The organism is Catenibacterium sp. CAG:290, from assembly GCF_000437715.1.
GTDB classification, from domain to species: domain Bacteria; phylum Bacillota_I; class Bacilli_A; order Erysipelotrichales; family Coprobacillaceae; genus Catenibacterium; species Catenibacterium mitsuoka_A.
The window spans coordinates 1-2,282 of the sequence record NZ_FR898867.1 but is presented as its reverse complement, the minus strand read 5'-3'; the positions used below and the strand labels follow the sequence as shown (position 1 = coordinate 2,282).

Annotated in this window: 3 protein-coding genes; 1 reads left to right on the top strand and 2 read right to left on the bottom strand. The window is 30.3% G+C overall.

Annotation, left to right across the window (positions count from 1 at the left end; all coding sequences use genetic code 11):
* On the top strand, window positions 1–307 hold a 307-nt coding region (locus QVO42_RS09355), incomplete at its 5' end, for an HIRAN domain-containing protein (RefSeq protein WP_288164312.1).
* Window positions 308–348: 41 nt separating this feature from the next.
* On the opposite strand, the gene QVO42_RS09350 is transcribed toward QVO42_RS09355, so the two are convergent.
* Together QVO42_RS09350 and QVO42_RS09345 are read right to left on the bottom strand one after the other, a co-directional pair.
* Window positions 349–1,338, bottom strand: a complete 990-nt coding sequence (locus tag QVO42_RS09350; protein WP_022425850.1) for a type II toxin-antitoxin system antitoxin SocA domain-containing protein — start codon at window positions 1,336–1,338, stop codon at window positions 349–351.
* A 135-nt stretch (window positions 1,339–1,473) separates the two neighbouring features.
* Window positions 1,474–2,282: RNA polymerase factor sigma-54 (locus QVO42_RS09345; protein ID WP_502685369.1), on the bottom strand; the 809-nt coding region annotated here is incomplete at its 5' end.

The window sequence follows — 2,282 nt, the reverse complement described above, 5'->3', positions numbered from 1 at the left end:
AATCTTTTTGTCTTTAACTGATATTGCAGGAACACGTTATGTAGATAATCAGGATGTATTTAAAAGACTAGAGAAGAATGACCCTCTTCTATTAGAAAGAGAAGCAGATAATGAATATGATAGTAATGCGATTAAGGTACTTACAATGGATGGTGAAAAACTTGGATATATTCCTAAGAGTGATAATGATATTTTTTGTAGATTAATGGATGCAGGTAAGATAATTCATGCAAGAGTGTATTCATGTTATAAAGAGAATTATGATCCTTGGTATGTTTCTATCAAGATCTGTATGATAGATTTTTAGTTATTCACATAATAGAAAATAGAATAAGTGATACATAGTCATTACATGATTATATTATGAATATAGTGATTGATTCCTTCTCTATGAGAGAAGTCATATTGTTTATGTAATTTTTGGAAATAGTTTCTTATATTTTCTTCTATAATAGGTTCATGAGAAGGAATAGTTCCTTCATAGCCTTTTCTAGCTGATATCCAAGGATCCTGTGTATGAGTGATTGTTTCTAATACTTTAGCGCTATAGAGACCATATGTATGAATAACTAAATCAATCACATGACATTCTTCTTCACTTAATGTATTCTCTAATTCTTCAAAGAGTACAAATCGATCATCATCAATAGGATTAAAACTAAACTGCTTGAATAAATGATAAACATCAGGATAGACAGGACCATGAACCCATGCCTGTGAAACGTCTATAAATATAGGGTGATCATATAAGGCATAAGAGGTTCCCTGAATTAAATAAAGAAGTTTTTGCAGCATCAATGGTGTAACTTCATTTAATCCTTTAAACAAATAAGCAATGACCTGTCTCATCTTATCTGATAATACAAATAATTCTTGTAGATTACTCACTGCTTCTTGTGATTTCTTATAAGAAGCTGGAGTAATCTTATTTTTATTTTCCTCTAATTTCTTATAGAAATAATCAGGAGAAAGTAAAGCTTTTTTCATAATATTGGAATACTCAAGAGAAGGCACCTGCCCATCTAGATATCTTTTAATAGTCACTTCACCAAAACCAAGAACTAAAGCGAGAGGTCCTTTCCCAATATCATATATCTTTAATAATCTGTTGATATCTTCAATAGTAATTAGATTTTCCTTTTCTCTATATTGTGAATCTATTTCTTTAATATTTAAATCTAGTAAACCAGATAGAGATATTTCTTCACCACATTCATTACATGCTGCAACAGTAATCAAGAAAGTATATTCCTTATCTTTAATAACTTTTCTGATTTCCTGTTTCTTCAATGTGTAGGTTGTTTCTTTTCTGCAGTTTGTACAATAAGTGTGCTTCATGTTCTTATCTCCTTCATGATATGATTTTTATTATTTCGTATCATTATTATACTATGAGTATAATAGAAAATCATCAAAAAGAGAGTAACTACCGATTGTTATCCTGAATAGCTAAAAAAAGTAGAACACACAGTTCTACTTTTTTATATGTTTTCTACCAGATGCATCTGGAATATTTAATTCTGAACGATATTTGGCTACTGTTCTTCTAGATATTTCAATACCTTTATCTTTTAAGAGAGTGGTAATTTTCTGATCACTTAAAGGCTTTATTTTATCTTCATTATTGATAACTTCTTTGATTGTTTCTTTAATAGAATCAACAGAGTTATCTTCTGTTCCCTTTGGAATGAGATCACTTAGAAGAATAAAGCCCTTATCACAATATATATATTTATCCTTAATGGCTCTACTGATTGTAGATTCATGTACTCCAAGTAACATCGCTAAATCTTTTTGTAGAAGTGGATGGCAAGCCCCTCCATTCATAAAAAAATCTTGTTGATAATCTAGTAAGAAGACCGCAATATCATATATTAGATTCTTTCTTTGGCTGAGACATTGTTGTAACCATGAGACTTGTTTTAGTTTAGATTCTATATATTTCTTAGTTTCTTTACTTTCTGCTTCAAGAGACAAGTAACCTGTATTGATGTTTATATCCTTATAAATCACTGGATTTAATTGAACTATACCATCCTTGATTATAATATCGGGCACAGGATAATTGACTTCAAGAGAAGAACTATAGTTACTAGCTGGACGTGGATTTAATGTAAGGATAATTTGCAGTAGTTCTCTTACTTTGTTTTGTGATATACCAAGTTTCTTGGAAACAGCATGGTAGTGACTTTTAGAAAGGTCTTCTAAACATTCATCTACAAGTATTTTTGTGAGATGAATATCTTCTGTTTCTTTGAGGCGCTCTAATTGAAGAAGGAGAC

Bases quoted from the DNA above. Each gene is read 5' to 3' on its own strand.
- QVO42_RS09350 (WP_022425850.1), bottom strand. From the start codon at position 1,338: ATGAAGCACACTTATTGTACAAACTGCAGAAAAGAAACAACCTACACA.